The organism is Microcoleus sp. B13-B6 (genome assembly GCF_036705405.1).
Classification (GTDB): domain Bacteria; phylum Cyanobacteriota; class Cyanobacteriia; order Cyanobacteriales; family Microcoleaceae; genus Microcoleus.
Window position 1 is genome coordinate 4,053 of sequence record NZ_JAUBUJ010000124.1, and the last position, 18,352, is coordinate 22,404.

Consider the following 18,352-nt stretch of genomic DNA (forward strand, 5'->3'; position numbering starts at 1 on the left):
GGCAACAGGCAAGATGCCTGTTCCACAATTGATGGGGTTTCTGGCAACAGGCAAGATGCCTGTTCCACAATTGATGGGGTTTCTGGCAACAGGCAAGATGCCTGTTCCACAATTGATGGAGTTGCTGGCCGGGTTGACTCAAAACTGCTGCAAATTGCGGCGGCGGTGGAAAGGGGCGCTTGTCATCCCATCGCCGCAGCGATTTTGCTGGAAGCTCAACAGCAAGGTTTGCCGCTGCTAGCTGCTGAGGATTTCTGCACCGAACCGGGCTTGGGGGTTTCGGCTTTGGTGGAGGGCCGACGGGTGTTCGCGGGGAATGCTGAGTGGATGAAGGAGCAGGGGGTCGCTGTGGCGACGGAATTGTCGGAGTCTTTGCAAGGCAAAACGGCGGTTTACGTGGCTTCTGAGGGCGTTTTGCTGGGGGTAATCGGGCTAAAAGATACTCTGAGGCCGGATGCTAAGGCTGCGGTGGAACGTTTGCGGGGCATGGGATTGCGGGTGATGATGCTGACGGGGGATACGCCGTCGGCGGCGGCGGCGACGGCGCAGCAGCTAGATTTGACGGCGGCTGATGTTTTGGCCGGGGTGCGGCCGGAGGGGAAGGCGAGGGCGATCGCGACTTTGCAAGCCCAAGGCTGTAAAGTGGCTGTGGTGGGAGATGGTATCAATGATGCGCCGGCTTTGGCTCAAGCTGATGTCGGTATCGGTTTACACTGTGGTACTGATGTGGCAGTTGAGACTGCTCAAATTGTGCTGATGCGAAATGCTTTGATGGATGTTGTTGAGTCGATCGAGCTGGGGCGCGCTACTTTTAATAAGATTCGCCAAAATTTATTTTGGGCTTTTGGTTACAATACTCTGGGAATTCCGGTGGCTGCGGGTATCTTGCTGCCTGCAACCGGAATTCTACTCAGTCCTGCGGCGGCCGGAGCATTTATGGCCTTTAGTTCTGTTAGCGTGGTTACAAATTCTTTGTTTTTGCGCCGGGGATTTCGAGCTTAAATTTAGGGATGACCAATAAAAGTACGAGGTCATTGGTCATTAGCTAGAAAGTAATGACTAATGACCTCATCCCAAGACGGATACAAGCCCCCCACACCAGGAGTCGAAACCAAAGAAGTTTCGACGTTAGTTCGAGGCCCCAGATTTATCTGTGGAGTCACTCTAAAATCTAAAATGTAAAATCGACTGACTAATGGCTACAGTGCCATACTTTCCAAGAGTCGCCAATTATTGTTGTTCATAACGGAACGACTCACTAGCTCGAACATTTGACGGCAGTGGTTGTTGGTTTGCAGGGGCAGTTCTTCGTTTTTAATCACGAAGTTCATGCGAACCTCTGAGTCGCTGGCCGTGTTTTTCTCAATTAGGACTTCTGCGGTGACAAGTTTGGCGATCGAAACTTGACCGGGAAGTTCGCGAGCCATGACGGAATCTCCTGTATTGTAGATAATATCAAGATTGCATGACTCTAAAATTTCAATCAGGGATTGACGCAGACGGTCGATCGGAACGGCAACGATAAAAAAACCAGTATAGCGAGCCATAGAAAACTCCAGCCGTGAGGCATTTAGACTTTATTATCATACCGAACCTAGAACCGATCTACAGAACAATATGGATTTATTTTATTCAAATGGGAAGTTAGGGCAATGAAGGGTAAACTTATCGTGTTTGAGGGGGTTGAAGGTGCCGGTAAAACTACGCAAATGCAGCGCCTGATACAGTTCCTGCAAGCAAGTTGCTTTCTCACAGTCCCGTTGGTGGCTACTCGCGAACCGGGGGGTACTGACCTGGGAAGGGGACTGCGACATTTGCTGCTGAAACAAGATGGGGGCGAATCTGTATCCGATCGAGCAGAATTACTCATGTATGCTGCCGATCGCGCTCAGCACGTCGAAACTTTTCTTAAACCCGAGTTATCTAAGGGAACGATTGTTTTATGCGATCGCTTTACTGACTCTACGATTGCTTATCAGGGCTACGGCCGCGGTCTTAATTTAAATTTAATTAAGCAGTTGAATGAAATTGCCACCGGCGGCTTGGAAAGCGATCTGACTTTGTGGCTGGATATTAATGTGGAGGAGGGTTTGGCGAGGGTAAGGGCTCGGGGAGGGTGCGATCGGATCGAGCAAGCTGATTTGAAGTTTCACCGCCTTGTGCAGCAAGGTTTTGCGGAGTTAGCCGAGGAAAATAAATCTCGAATTGTCCGCATAAATGCCGATCTGCCTGAATATGAAGTCGCTCAGGAAATTCAAGCTATTGTAACTCGCAGCTTAGAAGCTTGGGGATATTTAAATAATACCAATTCTGAAAAATAGGGTAACACAATCTATAGGGACACTCCAAGATCCCAAGGCGTGTCAACTTAACGTCAAACCGATAGTCCGGCAGGGGTTTAAACCCCTGCCTCAAAGCGAAAGTCCTCTAAAAGAGGACTGAAGAACTCATTAGTCCTCTTTTAGAGGACTTTCGCTATTAGACAGGGAATTCATTCCCTGGCGGACTGACGGGTGGGCGGGAGGACTGGTGGACTAAAAGCTTAAGTTGACACGCCTTGGGCATTGCCGTGTCCGGCTCCGGCAACTTACAATTTAACTTCTTAACTCAAAACAATTATTTAGCAGTCTATTAAACCACAATAACCTTTTGGTATTATTATAGCAACCACCCCCGACGCTTAATATGTTATTAATTGCTGAAACCCTAGATTTTCTTCCTTCTTCCTTCATCCTGACATCCGTTACATCTGAGATATTGTAACATTCTCAATTACTTGTTTAGGAACAGGCATCTTGCCTGTTCCACAAGAAAATTCACTCTTTGTGGAACAGGCATCTTGCCTGTTCGTTGCCGAACTTCCTTCTTCCTGAGCAAACATGAATTATTTTACATCATTAATCGGACAAGAGCGAGCAGTAGAATTGCTAACTCAAGCAGTCGAGCGAAACCGAATTGCTCCTGGTTATTTATTTGTCGGCTCTAACGGCATCGGCAAAAGTTTAGCAGCTCAGTGTTTCATCGAGCTTTTATTCTCAGCCAATATTCCCGAAACCCGACTAATAGCCTCCGTGCAAAATCGCGTGAGACAGCGAAATCATCCAGACTTACTCTGGGTAGAACCAACTTATATGAACCAAGGCAAACGGCTTACGCCAAAGGAAGCAGAGGAAGCAGGTTTAAAGCGGAAAGCACCACCACAAATTCGCTTAGAACAAGTTCGAGAAATCGGTGATTTTCTCAGCAGACCGCCGCTAGAAGCTGCGCGTTCAGTCGTAGTTTTGGAACAAGCAGAAACAATGGGTGAGGGAGCCGCTAACGGCTTGTTGAAGACATTGGAAGAACCGGGAAAAGCAGCGCTAATCTTAATTGCTCCGACTGTGGAAGGTTTGCTACCAACTTTGATTTCCCGTTGTCAAAAAGTCCAGTTTTCACGGCTGAATCCCGAAGCAATGGCACAAGTTTTGCAGCAAGCTGGATTCGCGGAGATTTTGAATCATTCCGAGGTACTGGGGATGGCTCAGGGCAGTCCTGGGGAGGCGATTTCTATTTGGCAGCAACTGCAATCAATACCCGATGATTTGCTGCAAAAGGTGAAGCAGTTGCCTCAAAATCTGCGCTCTGCTTTGGAATTGGCCAAGGAAATTGATAAAACTTTAGATACTGAATCTCAGTTGTGGTTAATCGATTATTTACAGCACTGTTACTGGCAGCAATTTTTGGCAGGCGGAATTAGTCGATCGCCCTTAGAGCCCTTGGAAAAAGCGCGGCAATATTTGCTAAACTACGTACAGCCGCGATTAGTTTGGGAATGCACACTAATGGGAATATGTCAAGCATAATTTATTGCCAAGTTTCAACCCAATACGATGAGTAACACGATGGAAAAAGCCACATTTGCCGCCGGTTGTTTTTGGGGAGTTGAACACAAGTTTCGCGCCGTTGCGGGTGTCGTCTCGACTGCTGCGGGCTACACAGGAGGCCACTGGCCGAATCCGTGCTACCTGGATGTTTGCGCCAGAGTCACCGGTCACGCTGAATCAGTGCTGATAGAGTACGATCGATCGCAGGTGAGTTACGAAGCACTGCTAGATGTATTCTGGAACTGTCACGATCCTACCCAAATCAATCGCCAAGGCCCCGACAGAGGCGAACAGTACAGGTCGGTGATTTTTTATCACAATTCCGAACAAGAAAAAGCCGCGCGCATCTCCAAACAAAAATTGCAAATTTCCGGTAAATACGACAAAGATATTGCCACCGAAATCAAACCTGCTGGTGAATTTTATATGGCAGAGGATTACCACCAGCAGTATATTGAGAAGAAGCGGCTTTCGTCAAAAGTTATTAGTTAACAAGTAGGCAGACGGGAGAAAAAAATAAAATATCTTAGGGGCGGGTAACGCAATAATATATACTAGCCACAGTTGATTATTAATGCAACACCCTGCCTCACCCACGCCATGTTTATTTCCACCTACTCAGTAATAAATCATTAGTCATAAGATAGTGTTTGGTAGGGGCAATCCCCGTGTGGTATGCCGATGCGATGGGGATGCGGTGCAATTCTCAGCTTTGACAATTGCCAAAAGCATATAGATGCGGGGCGGGGAATGCCACTCTGAAGAGGATTGAGCGCGTTTTAAACCGCTTGTCATGCAAGTCATAATATGATAAAAATGCTGTATTAGTTGGGCGCGTAAGACCCAAACATTTTTGCAAGGAAGCATAACTGAAGATTGGGCATTTCTGTTTCAATTCTGGTGAGGAAATCCGAATTTTTGCGTCCCGGACTGTAGTAATTAGTCAGAGGATATAAGGAAAAGGGAAGAATATCTAGTTTGGCAGTCTTGCTGGTTTATTTGCTAAGCTAGAGGTGGCGCTCTGTCATCAATAAACCTTAGATTTATGCACAGGTTATTAACTGGGAAACTGCGAGTAGAGCATTTAACAATACCAATCGCCAATCTTCCAGCAAATCTATCCGGTACTAAAATTGTACAGCTTACTGACTTTCACTATGACGGGGTGCGGCTGTCGGAATGGTTGCTAGAAGAGGCGATTGCTGCGACCAATGAAGCTGAACCAGACATGATTTTTTTAACTGGTGACTTTATTAGCTACGATCCCGCACCTATTTACGGCTTAGTGCAGCGATTGAAAAACTTGCAAAGTCGAGTGGGAATTTACGCGGTTTTGGGCAATCACGACCACTATTGGCCAGGGGCAAAAACAGAGGTTGCTAATGCTTTAAATAGCGTCGGAATTCGGGTTTTGTACAACGAAGCAATCTATCCTTTGGGGTCTGAATTGGCTTTAGTTGGGCTGGCTGATTTTTGGTCGGGGGATTTTGCGCCTAAACCTGTAATGGCATCCATAAATCCCGCGATTCCTCGCATTGTCTTGTCTCACAATCCTGATACTGCTGAAAAGCTGCAAAATTGGCGAATTGATTTGCAGTTCTCTGGACACACTCACGGCGGTCAAATCGTTATTCCCGGTATCGGCCCTTTGTACGCTTGGGTCAGAAAAATTGGCTATTTTATTCCTCAACGAATCCGAAAGTTCATTCCTTTGCTGTCGGGTTGCGATCGAGTAGTTACTCACTGGGAATGGGCTAGCGGTTTGCATCAGGTGGGGAGTAATTGGCTGTACGTGAATCGCGGTTTGGGGACTTATGCGCCCGGGAGGCTATTTTGTCCGCCGGAGGTGACAGTAATTACTTTGGTTTGTCAACATCTGTAACGGCTGGTTTAGGGTGCACACTTTCCTGACCAAAGATAATATTTGTACAAAACTAGCCCAAGTTTTCCCGAAAGTAGATAAAGTTATATATGCGGCAGGTGAGGTGTGCATGAAGCCCTACCAGATTTTTGGGAAATCCCTATTATTATTAACTGGCTTCTCCAAAGCGATAGCCTCTGCCGTAGACTGTGTGAATTAGCACCGATTCGCCCGGGGCTTCTATTTTGCGGCGCAGCAGGCGAATTTGAGCGGCTAATACATTGCTGCTGGGTTTTTCTGCTTCACTCCACAAATACTGGTGGATTTGTTCGTGTGTTAGCAATTGACCGGTATGGCGCATTAAGTATTCTAATAACTGGCATTCTTTTTCTGATAAGTCAATTGTACGATCGCCCCGATAAGCTAATTGATTGTCGTAGTCTAGCTGTAAATCTGCAACTTGCAGCCGCCCGACAGCAACCTCGGCATCAAAAGTAGGAGGCCGCCGCAGTAATGCGCGGACTCTGGCTAGCAGTTCTCGCAGTTCAAAAGGTTTGACTAAATAGTCGTCTGCACCGGCGTCGAGTCCTTGTACGCGATCGTCTACGGTATCTTTGGCGGTGAGAAATAGCACTGGCGTATTCCGTCCTTGCGATCGCAACTTCTGGCAAATTGCGAGTCCGGTTTGTCTCGGCAGCATCCAATCCAAAATTAGTAAATCGTAATTGCCCTGCATGGCTAAATTGCTGCCACTTGCTCCGTCAAATGCCACATCAACTGTATAACCTTCGCGGCTTAAAACTCGACTCAAAGGGTCAGTCAACTCAACTTCATCATCAACTAAAAGAATCCGCATCCTGATTTCATATTTGAGACTTAAAATTTGAGATTTTAAGTTAAGTAAACTGATTTTTGCTAATTTTTCAAGTGGGCAATACTTTCCGATTCGCTGCAAGCTGCTGCTACCCATTCCTGGATGGCAGGCAAGGCCAAAATCGCATCCGCATAAGCTTTTGCTACTGAATCTAATTTGACTCCGTAGGTGATAAAACGCATCACTACTGGGGCAAACATAGCGTCAACAATTGTGAATTTCCCGAACAGCATATCGCCGCCTGTTCCGAATTTTTGGCGGCATTCGCGCCAAATGGCAAAGATGCGATCGATCTCTGCTTCTACACCGGGAGTCCTCCCTTCTCCCGGATAGCGGTTGCGGCAGTCCATCGGCATATTTGCGCGCAAATTTAGGAACCCTGCGTGCATTTCGGCACAGATGGAACGGGCGATCGCCCGTTCCGCTACATCTGCCGGCCACAAATCATTAGCAAAGCGTTCTGCAACGTATTCGCAAATTGCTAAAGATTCCCACACTTTCAGGTCGCCGTCGATTAAAACTGGTACTTTTCCCGATGGAGAATAGCGCCGAATTTCCTCATGGGCTGTCGGGCAGTATAAGGGGATTCTCACCTCGGCAAATTCTAGTCCAGCTTGTTTCATCGCCAGCCAAGGACGCAGCGACCAAGAGGAATAATTTTTGTTGCCAATAACAAGTGTTAATTCGGTCATAGTTTAGCTGTCAGCTATTGGCGATCGCCCGTTAAAGTTTAAGTTTTAGAGTTGAATACACAAAAGCGTGACACACAATGGCTATCGCACGTTAGCGAAGCCCGCCCCTACGGGGGCTACGCCAACGAAGAGGATCGCCGCGTTGTCTGCACCAGCCTCTGCAAGCATTTTACATTAACAGCCTCCCAGCGTTCCGCGTTTTTCTGCAAACTTCGATCGGGGGGCGCGATCGAACACGCTTGATTCCACATGAGATGAGAAGCCTCTGTCCCTGGGAACCCTAGCCTGGTTAGCGCTAGGTACAGCTACTGTATAGTCCATTTCCTCCCTCTCTACACCACCGCCTGAGAGGATTTCATCTACTGTAATTTTTTTCAGGGAATCCGGGTCTACACTGTGAAAATTTCCGTCAAATTCTTGATTGTTTTCCATACCGACCGCCCTTGAAAAACGTGACGAAATAAAAACTTACTAAATATAATATATAGCAATCCTAAATGATTTGTGTAATTCTTGTAGGGGCAAAACCCACGCCCGGTTGCCCCGCCTTGGCTGGGGTAGGCACTCTTAGCACTACCCCTACATATTTTTACAACTGATTTAGGATTGCTATATACCCAAAGAAATGATCTAGCAAGACCCGAAATTTATTTTTCGCTATGAACTCTATGTGTTATTCTGAGTTTGGTAAAAGCTGTTTCTGCTTAGCCCGCGATCGCCCCCTTCTAAAATTTAGAAATTTACACTCTAAAAATTGACATGATTACTGTTGCACTTCCCAAAGGCGGACTGTTAGGAGATAGCATTCGGCTGTTTAAATCGGTTGGATTAGACTTCAGTGCTTTTCTCGATTCCTCTAACCGACAACTTCAAATTTATGACCCGACGGGCACTGCCAAAGCTTTGCTAGTAAGGACGCACGACGTGCCGGTTTATGTGGAATACGGTCAAGCGGATTTGGGGATTGCTGGCTATGATGTTTTGCGGGAAAAAAAGCCGAAAGTTGCCAATTTAATTGATTTAAAATTTGGCAAGTGTCGGCTGTCGGTGGCGGTGAAGGAATCTAGTTCTTATCGACGAACTGTGGATTTGCCTCCTCACGGTAGAGTTGCTTCTAAGTTCGTACACTGTGCAAGGGAATATTTTCACAATTTGAATTTGCCGGTGGAAATTGTGCCGCTTTACGGTTCTGTGGAGTTGGGGCCGATTACGGGTATGTCGGAGGCAATTGTGGATTTGGTTTCGACTGGCAAAACTTTGCGGGAAAATGGTTTGGTGGAAATTGATGTTTTGTTTGAAAGTTCGGCTTATTTAATCGGTCATCCTCTGAGTTACCGTTTGAATGCGGGGGGGGTGAATGAGTTGATAGGGAAGTTGAGAGAGCAAGTTTTGACGACTGTTTAAGGGTCTAAAATTAGAGTGCTTTGATTTGTTCGTAGATAAGTAGGGAAACGGCATTGCCCATTGGCGTCAACTTAAGCTGTCAGTCCGCCCAGTCCGCCAGGGAATGAATTCCCTGTCTAATAGCTAAAGTCCTCTCAAAGAGGACTGAAGAACTCATTAGTCCTATGCAAGAGGACTTTAGCTTTGAGGCGGGGGTTGAAACCCCTGCCGGACTATTAGTTGTACGTTAAGTTGATACTAAACCGCAATGTTGTGTCCTACTCCCTGCGCCGGACACGGCAATGCCGTGTCCCTACAGATGCTAGCCTACTTTTCATAATTGGTATAGGTTCGTAGCCAGGACTTTAGTCCTTATTTGCGCTAAGAAAGATGACTTCAGTCCTCACCAGGAACGGGATTATTTTAGCTTAGGATCGCGAATTAAATAATTTACACTCTTGAAAGTGGGGAGTAGGGGTTGGGGCTAAGAGCCCGCCCTTTCTGGACGGGCGGGACGCCCATCCCACAAGAACCATCACGCATTGTAAGTTATTTAATTCTCATTCCTTAGCTGGTATTTGCGGTAATAAAGAGGACTGAAATCCTCAGTACGAACTGGTTCTATTTAGTTGATTTCTGAGCGGTTACTTACAGGTATAAAACCTAGTTTTTCCTGGCAGCGGTTGATATAAAAACTTACGACTGTATCAGCAGGGTTTTGTTCGATTAGTTGCTGAAAATATCCCAAGGCGGCGACAAATCTTTCGGATTGCCATCCTTGAATTCCTTTGTCAAATAAACCCTGGGTAAGCTGCTTTGCCTCAGAGTCGGGACAGGAGGCACTCCAGATTTCGTAGATTTCAATAGCTTCCTGCTTGCCGCGCGGGGTTACTCGATCGATCCAGCGATAGTAATAATTGTTGCGGGGCAAATGGCTGTCAGCAGCAGTCGCCCCAGAAGTAGAAATAATACTCTCCTGTGTTTCCACTTCTAAGTCGCACTTTAATAATAGACTTTCTTTTGAGTTTGAGTTGAGACTTATGCCATTTAGAAATTCTCTCGCATGAACAATGGCATTTTCGCTAACAATAATTTGGCAGCCGTATATTTTAGTTAAATTTTCTAACCGAGAAGCTGTATTTACCACATCGCCGATGACTGTAGAGTCCATGCGGCGATCGGAACCTAAAGTGCCGATCATGCCGATACCTGTGTTAATTCCCGTACCAATATTGACGGGAGATTCTAAATTGTATTTGTGGCGACTGGCATTAAATTCTTGCAAAGTTTCTTGCATTGCTACTGCGGCTTCGATCGCATTCATGGCGTGAGAATTTGGCTGGTCAAATACTGCCATGATTGCATCGCCTAGGTATTTGTCAATAAACCCGCCGTGAGACGTTATGCACTCGTTCATTTTAGTAAAAAAAGCGTTCAACCATTCAAAAGTCTCGCGAACTTGTTGAGATTCGGCGATCGCAGTAAACCCGCGAATGTCGCAAAATAAAACAGTCAGCTCTTCTTCTGTGGCATTGCCCAACTGAATAGATTCTATTCCTTGCGGCGCAATTCGCTCCAGAATTTGCTCTGGCACAAATAGCTGAAATTTTTCTGACAGATATTCGTTGGCTTCCCAAGCGGCGGCGATTTGGCGTTTGCTTTGCTCTTTTACCTGCTGGTTGAATTGGGAAGATACAGCTTGCGATCGCATTTGACTCAACTGCAAAATATTTTCAACTTTTGCCAGCAACAAACGACTGTTAAAAGGCTTTGTCAAATAATCATCGGCCATCATTTCTAACCCTTTGATGCGAGACATATCGTCATTGAGGGCAGTTAAAAAAATCACCGGTACAGTTTGCAATGCCGTATCCTTCCGCAGGATCTCGCACACATCAAAACCGTCCATCTCCGGCATCATAATATCTAGTAAAATTAAATCGGGTCGAGAGGCGCGGGCAAGGGAGAGCGCTTCATGACCAGATAGCACTGATACTGTAGCGTATCCTTTGAGGTGCAATAACTCTTCCAGTAAAATCAGATTAGCTGGCTCGTCATCAACCAACATGATGCAGGGCGACTTGTTTGACATGGAATATGATAGGTAAAGTTTTGCCACCGATCGGCAAGGACGAAGGATTGAGGTATTTAGCTACGATTGACTTACGATCGCCTAGAAATCGGATTTTTTCCGAAAATACTGCATGAAGACTTTTAATCGGGGTAAAAAACCCGGTTTCTTTAGTCTAATAGCGTCCAGAACTGATTGTGCTGTATTCTTTAGTCTTTCCCCTCGTTCCTGAAAAGAGATGTCCCCGATCGATCGCCGAAATAGTTGAGTTAGGTTAATATAAGTTGATTTTACATTGAATCTAAAATTTCTCTACTATTGAGTTTAGCGTTTCGCATCATGAAATGTAATAAATTACACCTCTGTGGCAGTGAACCCAGGATTAGTGGCAGTTGGAAAGTCGGAGGCCCAGCAGTGGCAAATACAATAGTGCGATCGAAGACAGCCTCACGTAGGGCTGTTTTCTTTTTCCCTAATAGTCTTGGACGCACGGGTGGCCAGAAACCGGGTTTTTTTACGAAAATCCTCTGCTGTAGTCCGCAGATTAGGTAAAAAACCCGGTTTCTTTGTCGGGAGTGCGTAAGTTCTGCCTAAAAAACCGATTCCTACGATCGGTTATCGGCCATGAGGTGTCAAATCAGTGCGATCGGGCAAAGCAAACACAACTTTCAATCGGATATCGGGGACTCGCTGGCGACACAACTGAAGATGTCCGTCAGCATCCGATCGATTGCGGTATCGCCCGACAATCGCCCATTGCAAATTAGGAAGCAAACGGGCAACCGCCCAAGGCTTGAGGCACTCTTTGTAAGTCATAATGGTTTTATCTCCATTGCATAAGGGAGCCAGAGCCAGCGCGGACACTTGGTAGGTAGAGGCGCTGGCTTTTGACTGTTTTGTTTCAGAAAAAGTTGTGGCTTTTCGCTGAACAAATTAATCGTATTTAACTCGATAAATATCTGTCAATATCTTTATCGCTATAGCGCTAGCGCATAATCATCAACGCTTAATTGCCAGGATTATAGCTTTAATATAGAAATGCTAATAAACTGATGAATAGGTACAGAGTGAAAGTCAGAGTTAAAGAGCTTTGCCAGCAACGAAGCTGAAGCATCAACGAATTGGCCTTGCGTTCTGGTGTTATCTATGCTACGCTTCGCCGTTATGCAATGCAGCCAATGGCGAAGATACACATAGATTCAGTTAGCCGTATTAAGGAAAGGTTTGGCTGTTCTTGGGATGAGTTGTTGGAATTGCTTGGGGATGATTCTTTTGAGGAGTGAGTGCGATCGCTGTTGCATTTTTATAGGAGGGATGAGGGGTGCGATCGCTATCTGGACGATTGCTTTGAGCGTGGAAATGAAATTAATGTTAATTTTTTCAGCTTCTTGCTGAAATTGTGTTCTCTACTAAGCGTCAATTTGTGCCTTATCTGATGAGTACGCTGTAATGCTTGCACAAATAAGAAAATAGCTAACCCTATTATGAGGTGTGTGATATCATACTTGTATGAGAGAAACAGAACTAGCGTCTAACTATTAGCTCAATGGCTGCAATTAGAGTTAAATATTCATAGTGAAAACAGAGATATTATGAGCATTACTCCAAAAGGTATAAGTGTATTAGAGTTGTACCGACTTTATAGAACAAAAAAGTTAATCGTCAACCGTAGATATCAACGCAAGCTTGTATGGACAAAAGCGGAAAAGGCTTGTCTCATAGAGAGTTTATTACTGAATTATCCAATTCCATTGATTTTACTTGGAAAATTCAAAAGTAGTGAAGGAGAAGATATATATGAAATAATTGATGGAATGCAAAGACTTAATGCAATATTCAGTTTTATTGAAAATCAGTTTACAGTTCACGAAAAATATTTTGATTTAACTAAACATCCCTTTGCCAATCAGTTATGTCAGTAAGGTGTATTTAAACCTACATATCCTGAAAACAACCCACCAAGTTTTTTGGATTCTGATGAGTGTGCTAAGTTTTTAGAATATTCCCTAGCGGTCACAATTTATAGAGCAAATTCGATTACAGAAATTGAAGATATCTTTAACAGAATTAACTCCAATGGTAAACATTTATCAGCTCAAGAAGTAAGACAAGCAGGAGTGACAACAGAATTTTCAGGATTAGTGAGACAACTTGCTTCTGAAATTCGTGGTGATGTCTCCAAAGAAGAACTGCCACTCACAGATATGCCCGAAATTAGTATTGATGCTAAATCCATCGATCTAGGCTATGGAGTGCTTGCGGAAGATACATTTTGGTGTCGTCAAGGGGTTTTACGTGTTTCTGGTTTACGGGACAGCGAAGATGAGCAGCTAATAGCAGACATAATACTTTCTGTAGCATTGGGAAAGCCTTTTGCAGCTAGTAAAGAAAACTTCGACTCTTACTATGGAAAAGGCGAAGATAATAAGTTAGATGAAATCCAACTAGGAATTGCTAGATATGGATCAGACAATCTGAAACTAGATATTAAAACGGTTCTATCCCATATCAAAAATGCAATTAAAGCCTCAGCAGTCGATAACGAAAAAAACTTTTTAAGAAATATATTGAGCCGTCGTCCAGGAGTAGGAAATCCAGTAAAAGAACCTTTTTATACGTTGTTTATGACTTTTTACGATCTTATTATAAAAAACTCACAAGAGCCATTTGACTATGAGCAAATTTTTAAGGCTGTATCGGGCTTGATTGACAAGATTAAAATGAGTCCAACTACCACAACAGCAAATAGAACTCAGAACCTAAATCTTACTAAAGGCTTGGTGCAAAATTATTTTAAACCATCAAATAGTTCGACTCGTAGTAGTGGGTCATATGCTGTAGATTTTGAAGTTTACTTGAGACGCTCAAAAACTGAGGCTCCTAATTATGATTTTAAACAAGGGCTTTATAGTTTAGACGAAAAGAAGAGAAAATTTGATGATGAAAATTTTGATAAAATTCTCCAAAATATTGCTGCAATGGCAAATTTAGGCAAAGGACAGAAAGGGTACATATTTATCGGCGTGTCTGACAAAGAAAAAGATACTCAACGCATTGAAAGTTTAGACAATATTGTAGCCCCTCGGTTTTACTCATTTGGTATCGTGGGTTTAGAGAGAGAAGCATCTCTTAAAGGAACTGACATTGATGATTACGGTCTTTTCATTACTAGAAAAATTCGTGATTCAAAATTACCTGAATGGTTAAAAACAGCGGTTAATACAAAGGTAACTCCCATCACATATATGGATCGCACAGTATTAATGATTGAGGTAAGGGCTGGTGATCAGCCAGTATGGTATGGAGATAAGCTGTATATCCGTGATGGACATGAAAAGAAATCGCAAGATGTACCGCAAGAAGTAGCTGGTGAGCAGATAGCAGCAGTTTACAATCTCTTCAAGTAAATAGACGCGATCGCCCCCACCCTCATCAAATCAATCTACTTGGATGCGATCGCCCTCCGGGAAATTACAGAGTGCGATCGCTTAATTGAACAAAAACAACCCCGGATCGACGTGAAAAAACCTCCCCAAAGCCTCAGCTTGTTTCTTAGTGATTTCTAGCCGATCGTTAATTACCTCAACTACCGCCTCACTCGAACCCATAATTTCTACTAAATCCTCTGCTTCTAGACTCCGAGCATCCATCAAATGCAGCAGCCTTGACTTTGGCGTTGATGTATTAATTTGATAGTGCCGATCTTCAAAATCCTCAATCAGTTTTACCAGCAGTTCCAACAGCGCATCTTCTTCTGGAGTCAGATTTGGACGTGAGAGTAATTCTTCAACAATTTCCAAAAATATCTCGTTTTCCTCTTCAGTTTTGATAATTCGAGGCTGATATTGAGAGAGCAAGCTACTGTAAATTTTTAGATCAAAAGTAATAGTCATTTTTCCAGGTTTCCTTATCATACTCGGCGTGAGTGAAAACGTATTTTATATAAATAATTTGCTTCTCATAGTTAATACTCGCGATTAAGCGATATTTATTTCCTTTGATATTAAAAACGGTAAAATTTCCAACTGCTTCAGCTTTGAGATAAACAGCTTGAACTTCAACAAGATTATTCCAGGCTGCTTTACTGGCAATTTTATACCAGTCATCGAGCGCTTCGCAGGAATCAGCGTGACTTTGGCAGTAGTCTCTTAATTTTTTCCGACTGATAACGTGCATTTAGCTATCATTAGGAGATTATTTTCTAGATGTCTGAATCCCGTCATTATCTATTATATAGCGCGTCTCAATCATTTCAAGCAAATTTTTGTTGGCACTTTGATGGACAAGCTTTTCTCATCCCGCGCCAGCTAAGAGTTACTTTGAGAAGCTTTGTATAAATGCTGTTTAAGTGAGAAAAGAACGGACTGTAGCGATCGCCAAATTCAAATCCAGTGGCTTGCTCAAATAAGCAGAAGCGCCAGCTTCCAAACATCGCTCACTGTCACCGGGCATCGCCATCGCCGTCACCGCAATCATCGGTACCGAATCCCAGACAGGATCTGCTTTAACTCGGCGCATCAACTCAAAGCCGTCAACATCCGGCAACTGAATGTCCATCAAAATCAAATCCGGCAGCAACTCCGGGGCTGCAGAGGCGGCGAGAATACGATCGGCCATAGCCGAACCATCGGCGAGTATCTCTACCCCGTACCCCTCCAATTCCATCACCTCAGAAATTAACATTTGGTTAAAAGGCTGGTCTTCGACAACCAAAATCCGCTTCCTGGCAATTGGTAAAGCAATCGCAGAAGCAGGAACTAACTTGGTATCCAAAGCACAAGAAGCAAAGTTTCCCAACTGTTGACGCATCTCCGTCAAAGGCAGCCAAACGCGGAAAATACTTCCCCGATCGCAAACAGATTGAAAAGAAACAGTTCCCCCGTGCAATTCTGCCAATCGCTTAGTCAAAGCCAAACCCAAACCTGTACCTTCGTGACGCCGAGTCAGGGAAGAATCCACCTGTTGAAAAGGTCGAAATAGCAAGTGCCAGCGGTCTTGAGGAATGCCGATGCCGGAGTCTTTCACCTCAAAACAAAAATAAGGAGTGCTGGCATTTACAGGAGAACAATCCGGTCGGTAGTCGCCGTCTATTTCGCTGCCATAGGCCAGACGCCCGCTGAGTTTAACTTGTCCCTGTTCGGGGGTAAATTTGATGGCATTGGAAAGTAAATTAATCACAATTTGTCGCACTCGCCGTTCGTCGAGCCAAACTTTAGTAATACGGTTGTCGAGTTCTAAAGACAAACCGATTCGCTTTTTGTCGGCCCGCGGCTGCATCATTTTCATACAGTCTGTCGCGAGTTCTTGAACGCGAACAGGCTGTAAGTTTAGTTCTACTTTCCCGGCTTCAATTTTAGAAAGATCGAGAATATCGTTGATTAGCTGCAACAAGTGCTGGCCGCTTTTTTCGATCAGGTCTACATAGTTGATTTGTCGATCGCTCAACTGTCCGGCCGTTTGCCGCAGCAGCAAGTCAGAAAAGCCGAGAATGCTGTTGAGAGGCGTCCGCAATTCGTGGGACATTGAGGCTAAAAACTCGGATTTCAACTGAGAAGAATACTCTAATTCTTCATTAACTTGGCGCAAGTTCTCTTGTGTTTGAGCCCGCTCGATCGCCGCCCCCAGAGTCCGGCAAGCAGCCTCCAGCACTTCTTGGTGGACGGCGGCTTGCAGTTTTTTGATGTTGCGGGACTCCAGCGTCAGCACTCCGATGATCGTGCCGTTGGTAGCTGCGATCGGAAAAATGCCCAGTTGTCCGATTCCCGGATGCCGAAATTCCGGCACGGCATTGGGATGTTGGGCATAATCCTCGACAAACACAGGTTTACCAGTTTTCACCACTTCCCACAGCAAACCGATGCCGTAGGGAATGCCTTTGTCGAGCAATTCTTGCATTCCTGCGACTACGGGTTCCCCGTAAGTAGCCAAAAATTGACTAGAAACTTGGTTGCAAATCCCCGACGCTTGGCGATCGTTTCCCTTGCCGTTAATCACCTTGACATCTCCGAAAGCTGCATTCATTGCCTCTACTAAATAGGTGAGGGCAAACTGACCTATTTCTTGCAAACTGTCAGATTTTTGCAGGCGTTCGGTTAAACCTAAAAGAAAGCTCAGACGCCTGACTTCTGCGTTCAAGCTAGCTTGGGAGTTTCGGTATACCGTAACGTCTCTAAAGGTAAACAGCCGTCCGCCGCTGTTGGTAATCGTGGCGCACACCTCCAAACCAACCCCATTGGATTGCTCGAAATAAAATGATAAACTTTCATCCTGAGATTTTTCGAGTGCTTGCTGAAACTCTTGCCACTGCTGAAGGGACAAGTAACCCCGATCGACAATTTCCGCAAACAGCAAGTGGCACTTCGGTTTTGTTTCCAGCCATTCTGGAGACAGTTGCCAGATTCCTGCCAATTTTTTGTTAAACAAAACTAAGCAGTCAGACGAGTCGAACAGAGCGATCGCATTGTCTACTTGATTGAGAATCAGTTCTTGGTCTGCCCTCAACTGGTGCAAGTCTCTCTCCATTTTCTCTGTGTGTGTAGCTCTTAGTTTTGTTGTCATAACTTTCTAGGGATATGGCAAGAGTTCTTTGATAACTCTTTACTTAATGTTACATAATTTTACGTTTTTGGGCAGTGAGGGCGATCGATCTGCCTTGTGATCTGAGACACTTGCTAGTTTCGGAGGGCGATCGGAACCCGCTTTGAACTGCGTCGGCTACATTGCTTAATCATGAGGCAATAAGGAGGGAAAGCATTATAACAGAAGCAGAATTTTTTAATAACAATGCTGTCGAAGTTGATGGCATCTGACTTGAAACTATTGTGTCCAACCCTGTGCTAAATTGACCCATAATAAAAACTAATCCCGGTGATAAGAAATCAGCATATAGCAATCCTAAATAATTTGTGAATTTCTTACGGGCTCCCAGCGGGATCGGGGAGGGTTGGGGTGGGATCAAAAATTTACGACTCCTGCAAGGATTGCTATATGTCAAATGCAATCATGACCTTACCCTTAAATTTTATTAGCAATAACTTGGTTATTTGGATTAACTGCTCAAGCAAGTGTTGGATTCAAAAACATAGGCATAAGGCGCGCCATAAGCACCCGGAGACAGTGATATCAGTTTCAAAAAAGCAACTGTCTGCTCGTGATTCCAACCCCTACAAAATCAGTTATATCAAATCCGTTAGCATCGGAATAGTAAATTCTAGTTCACTGTTGACTGTTGACTGTTGACGGTTGACTGTTGACAGTGAACAGTCAACCGTCAACATCATTCCGGTGTAACGGGCAATGATATTATTCCCAATAATTTAATCTAAAATTGTGCGACTGAGCGCTCACGCCGAAGTCTAAAATCTAAAATGGTATGAGTTATTACGATCGCACTTATGAGTAAGGTGTGCACTGCACACCCTACAAATGTGAGTTAAGCTAATCCGCATTTAAATTGCAGAGTAAAATAAATCTTTACTCTTATGGGGAGTAGGGGTTGGGCAGGAACTCCCACACTTAATATCGTTTCCGGTGTGCGATTCGTTTAACCTAAATGGGTAGGTTCTCCTATCCAGGGACGGTTAGCCTAACTCTCAACGGAGTTAGTGA

The 18,352-nt window shown here is 44.6% G+C and carries 18 protein-coding genes; 8 read left to right on the top strand and 10 right to left on the bottom strand.

Translation table 11 applies throughout. The features are described 5' to 3' along the window. A partial coding sequence (locus QUB35_RS34475; protein WP_333146827.1) for an HAD-IC family P-type ATPase occupies positions 1-1,002 on the top strand: 1,002 nt, incomplete at its 5' end. Between the two features lie 197 nt (positions 1,003-1,199). On the opposite strand, the gene QUB35_RS34480 is transcribed toward QUB35_RS34475, so the two are convergent. Further along, the gene (locus tag QUB35_RS34480) at positions 1,200-1,547 is read right to left on the bottom strand and encodes a hypothetical protein (protein ID WP_333146829.1); all 348 of its coding nucleotides are present in this window, start codon (positions 1,545-1,547) and stop codon (positions 1,200-1,202) included. A 105-nt stretch (positions 1,548-1,652) separates the two neighbouring features. Here QUB35_RS34480 and tmk point away from each other — a divergent pair, with 105 nt between their 5' ends. Then, positions 1,653-2,321 (top strand): dTMP kinase, encoded by a 669-nt coding sequence (gene tmk, locus QUB35_RS34485; protein WP_333146831.1) that lies wholly within the window; start codon positions 1,653-1,655, stop codon positions 2,319-2,321. 422 nt (positions 2,322-2,743) lie between these two features. Here tmk and QUB35_RS34490 read toward each other — a convergent pair whose 3' ends face one another. After that, complete coding sequence (locus QUB35_RS34490; protein WP_333146833.1) at positions 2,744-2,881, bottom strand: hypothetical protein; 138 nt, start codon at positions 2,879-2,881, stop codon at positions 2,744-2,746. On the opposite strand from QUB35_RS34490, the gene QUB35_RS34495 reads away from it, so the two are divergent. From QUB35_RS34495 to QUB35_RS34505, 3 genes are all read left to right on the top strand, one after another. Beyond that, positions 2,880-3,842: a DNA polymerase III subunit delta' gene (locus QUB35_RS34495; RefSeq protein WP_333146835.1), complete on the top strand. Its 963-nt coding sequence runs from the start codon at positions 2,880-2,882 to the stop codon at positions 3,840-3,842. The two genes, QUB35_RS34490 and QUB35_RS34495, sit on opposite strands and share 2 nt — an antisense overlap. Before the next feature lie 27 nt (positions 3,843-3,869). Then, positions 3,870-4,355, top strand: a complete 486-nt coding sequence (msrA, locus tag QUB35_RS34500; RefSeq protein ID WP_445252132.1) for a peptide-methionine (S)-S-oxide reductase MsrA — start codon at positions 3,870-3,872, stop codon at positions 4,353-4,355. Positions 4,356-4,908: 553 nt separating this feature from the next. Continuing rightward, positions 4,909-5,745 carry a metallophosphoesterase gene (locus tag QUB35_RS34505; RefSeq protein WP_333146838.1) on the top strand — a complete coding sequence of 279 codons (837 nt, stop codon included), beginning with the start codon at positions 4,909-4,911 and terminating at the stop codon, positions 5,743-5,745. A gap of 148 nt (positions 5,746-5,893) precedes the next feature. Here QUB35_RS34505 and rppA read toward each other — a convergent pair whose 3' ends face one another. The 3 genes from rppA to QUB35_RS34520 all read right to left on the bottom strand — a co-directional run bounded on the left by rppA (position 5,894) and on the right by QUB35_RS34520 (position 7,722). After that, on the bottom strand, positions 5,894-6,580 hold the full coding sequence (gene rppA, locus QUB35_RS34510; protein WP_333146840.1) for a two-component system response regulator RppA: 687 nt from the start codon (positions 6,578-6,580) through the stop codon (positions 5,894-5,896). 59 nt (positions 6,581-6,639) lie between these two features. Continuing rightward, positions 6,640-7,290, bottom strand: coding sequence for a glutathione S-transferase family protein (locus tag QUB35_RS34515; RefSeq protein WP_333146842.1), 651 nt, complete (start codon positions 7,288-7,290; stop codon positions 6,640-6,642). Positions 7,291-7,464: 174 nt separating this feature from the next. After that, positions 7,465-7,722: a hypothetical protein gene (locus QUB35_RS34520; protein WP_333146844.1), complete on the bottom strand. Its 258-nt coding sequence runs from the start codon at positions 7,720-7,722 to the stop codon at positions 7,465-7,467. A 327-nt stretch (positions 7,723-8,049) separates the two neighbouring features. On the opposite strand from QUB35_RS34520, the gene hisG reads away from it, so the two are divergent. Next, complete coding sequence (gene hisG, locus QUB35_RS34525) at positions 8,050-8,694, top strand: ATP phosphoribosyltransferase (RefSeq protein ID WP_333076539.1); 645 nt, start codon at positions 8,050-8,052, stop codon at positions 8,692-8,694. A 604-nt stretch (positions 8,695-9,298) separates the two neighbouring features. On the opposite strand, the gene QUB35_RS34530 is transcribed toward hisG, so the two are convergent. Together QUB35_RS34530 and QUB35_RS34535 are read right to left on the bottom strand one after the other, a co-directional pair. Beyond that, complete coding sequence (locus QUB35_RS34530) at positions 9,299-10,765, bottom strand: response regulator (protein ID WP_333146847.1); 1,467 nt, start codon at positions 10,763-10,765, stop codon at positions 9,299-9,301. Between the two features lie 594 nt (positions 10,766-11,359). Further along, complete coding sequence (locus QUB35_RS34535) at positions 11,360-11,560, bottom strand: hypothetical protein (RefSeq protein WP_333146849.1); 201 nt, start codon at positions 11,558-11,560, stop codon at positions 11,360-11,362. Positions 11,561-12,336: 776 nt separating this feature from the next. On the opposite strand from QUB35_RS34535, the gene QUB35_RS34540 reads away from it, so the two are divergent. Both QUB35_RS34540 and QUB35_RS34545 read left to right on the top strand, forming a co-directional pair. Next, positions 12,337-12,666: a DUF262 domain-containing protein gene (locus QUB35_RS34540; protein ID WP_333146851.1), complete on the top strand. Its 330-nt coding sequence runs from the start codon at positions 12,337-12,339 to the stop codon at positions 12,664-12,666. 45 nt (positions 12,667-12,711) lie between these two features. Further along, positions 12,712-14,151: an ATP-binding protein gene (locus QUB35_RS34545; protein WP_333146853.1), complete on the top strand. Its 1,440-nt coding sequence runs from the start codon at positions 12,712-12,714 to the stop codon at positions 14,149-14,151. An 81-nt stretch (positions 14,152-14,232) separates the two neighbouring features. Here the strand turns inward: QUB35_RS34545 and QUB35_RS34550 are convergent, their stop codons facing one another. From QUB35_RS34550 to QUB35_RS34560, 3 genes are all read right to left on the bottom strand, one after another. After that, positions 14,233-14,637: a transcriptional regulator gene (locus tag QUB35_RS34550; RefSeq protein ID WP_333146855.1), complete on the bottom strand. Its 405-nt coding sequence runs from the start codon at positions 14,635-14,637 to the stop codon at positions 14,233-14,235. Next, positions 14,621-14,920, bottom strand: coding sequence for a type II toxin-antitoxin system HigB family toxin (locus QUB35_RS34555; RefSeq protein ID WP_333146857.1), 300 nt, complete (start codon positions 14,918-14,920; stop codon positions 14,621-14,623). The genes QUB35_RS34550 and QUB35_RS34555 overlap by 17 nt, the downstream gene beginning before the upstream one ends. 168 nt (positions 14,921-15,088) lie before the next feature. Further along, positions 15,089-17,302, bottom strand: a complete 2,214-nt coding sequence (locus QUB35_RS34560) for an ATP-binding protein (protein WP_333146860.1) — start codon at positions 17,300-17,302, stop codon at positions 15,089-15,091. Between the last annotated feature and the right edge of the window lie 1,050 nt (positions 17,303-18,352).